Genomic DNA, 2,297 nt, shown 5'->3' with positions numbered 1-2,297 from the left:
TTCCGTAGCCGCTTCATGTCGAGATGGTTTTTCAGGTCGTCAAAACTATTCTCGACGGATTCTTTAGCCCGGTATACGGACAGAGAATCCATCGGGTCTTTGATGGCGGATGTCAGAATGCAGAAGAAACCAGTATAGCGCTTCCTGCTTTTCTGTACCTCCTCATCGTTGAAGGTCACACGTAGCCCGCGTTTTGGAGTTTCCTTGATGACGAGGAACCTATTGTAGCACTCCTCGTGTTCCTTCACCAATTTCCCGGACTCCACCTCCTCCCTATACTTCAAGAGTTTGCGCGTGAAGCGGTCGAATTCATCCGCCGCATTCCGAGCGTTGTAGAAAATGTGAAGGTAGACACGACGGCGGTCAGCGCCCCACTTTCGCAAATCCGTCGCCACATAGAGTGCCTCGGAGTCGTCGATTGCCTGATAGTTTTGGGGCGAAACGATGGACTCGTAATGTCTATCAATGATCTCCTCAACCCACGCAAGCCTCGACGGGACAGCCATGGTGAAGTGATGCCGTCGTTTAAGGACCTCGTCGATGTTCGCCTTGCTGTAGAAGCCTCTGTCCAGGACGAAATGCACGGATGACGCTCCAAGGAAATCCATTGACTTCATGGTCGTCCTTAACGTCGCCACGTCCGAGATGCTGCCCGGCATCCTGCGATAGTATGCCGGAAGGCAACTCTTCTGCCCAAAGAGCATGGCGAAGTTGATCTGCGGGAGATCTTCGCCGTCTCTGTTGTATCCGTACTTGACGTATTCGTTGGCCTTCGAGTAGGATGATATTGACGTGATGTCGTAGCAGATGTAATCGTTCTCCGTCATCTTTGCCATCCACAGGGAAAGGAATTTCTGGCGGTCATCTTCCCGGATTGCAAGGAGCAGTTCACTGATTCGCTGGCTCACGATCAAATCCCCATAAGGATGTGAATGCCCCATGCTCCAAGCCTCGCTTCTTGAAAGAGGAAGCCCCTTCTGAACGATGAAGTAGACTAAACTCATCATTTCCGCGTGAAGCTCTGAGAAGCAGCGCTTTACAATACTGGCCAACCCCGTCTCCTTCGCCAGCTTGTCGAGCAACATGGCAGGGCCGGCAACTCTTGTTTCCGTCGTTACTCCCGTAAATGCGTCTTTCCTTGCTGCTTTTGCCTTGCGTTGCGATGGTATGATCTCACCCGTCGCCTTGTCCAGCTTCCCGAGACAAACCTGTCGGTTTCTCGGTGCTTTCTTCTCCTTGTCCCAGTAGCTTTCTACGGAATAAACATATGTAACGCCCGTTTTCTTGTTATGATGGTATGTTTGGCTTGCCACGGCAAAAGCTCCTATCATAGTTATAATTAACCATTTATAACTATGTTTTTTGCCAAAATGCAAGCCAATTTTTTATAAAAACCTTTTAATGGCGAATAATTACGCCAAGGCATAGTTACAAATTACCGGGAAAAGAGGAAATATGCTTTGACCTTATCTGTCGAAGGCTCGTGATATTGTGGGTACACCATAGATATGGAAGCGACCATGACAGATTTTGAAATAACCCGAGTTTTTCCAAAATCTTAAATCGAGTTTGATTCACGTTTTTCAATTCCTGAAGAGTTCTATTTGTCTCTCTTCAAACAAAAATGTTTTTGATCTCTCATTAAACTATTATCTGGTTATGCACTTCGCTCAAGTTCAAAAAATGCGGCACGAATTGACCTGATCTGTCAAAGGGCTACGGTATACTGCCTCCAAGATGTTCATTGATGCAGCCAAGATCGTTCCCCATATAAACGGTGAAAAAATGATCTCTCATGCGGATGAGGCCGTCAGGTTTTACAAAAATTTGTATTCCGTTGAAAAGGAACTTCGTGAAAACGGCCTCGATGACGATCAAAAAACGGCCTGTCGTCAGGAGAAATCAAAACCGATTCTTGATGAATTTAAAGCCTGGCTGGACAAGAACGCCCTGATCACGGTTCCCAAAAGCGACCTCGGAAAGGCCATTGCATATACATTGGGTCAATGGCCCCGATTGATCAGGTATATCGACCGGGGATTTATAACCCCTGACAACAACCGGGCCGAAAATGCGATACGCTCCTTTTTTTGTCGGTCGTAAAAACTGGCTGTTTTCAGATACACCCCGAGGCGCTCACGCCAGCGCGATACTCTACAGCCTGATCGAGACAGCCAAAGCCAATGGCCTTGATCCCTATCAATACCTCAAATACATCTTTGGCAAACTGCCTTACGCCGTTACCGAAGCCGATCACAAAGCACTGCTGCCATATCATGGGTCAAAGCATTGTATTC

3 protein-coding genes are annotated in these 2,297 nt (G+C 47.6%); 2 read left to right on the top strand and 1 reads right to left on the bottom strand.

Annotated elements, in window-relative coordinates; genetic code table 11:
• A partial coding sequence (locus ACYQ11_RS21875) for an IS1634 family transposase (RefSeq protein WP_459925959.1) occupies nt 1–1,313 on the bottom strand: 1,313 nt, incomplete at its 3' end.
• 424 nt (nt 1,314–1,737) lie between these two features.
• Here ACYQ11_RS21875 and ACYQ11_RS21870 point away from each other — a divergent pair.
• The gene (locus ACYQ11_RS21870) at nt 1,738–2,103 is read left to right on the top strand and encodes an IS66 family transposase (RefSeq protein ID WP_459925958.1); all 366 of its coding nucleotides are present in this window, start codon (nt 1,738–1,740) and stop codon (nt 2,101–2,103) included.
• Nucleotides 2,072–2,297, top strand: a 226-nt coding sequence (locus ACYQ11_RS21865) for a transposase domain-containing protein (protein ID WP_459925957.1), incomplete at its 3' end; no start/stop codon positions are given. The genes ACYQ11_RS21870 and ACYQ11_RS21865, both read left to right, overlap by 32 nt.

The organism is Desulfatiferula olefinivorans (assembly GCF_054657895.1).
This window is presented reverse-complemented; position numbering and strand designations above follow the sequence as displayed.

Bases quoted from the DNA above. Each gene is read 5' to 3' on its own strand.
- ACYQ11_RS21870 (WP_459925958.1), top strand. From the start codon at position 1,738: ATGTTCATTGATGCAGCCAAGATCGTTCCCCATATAAACGGTGAAAAA.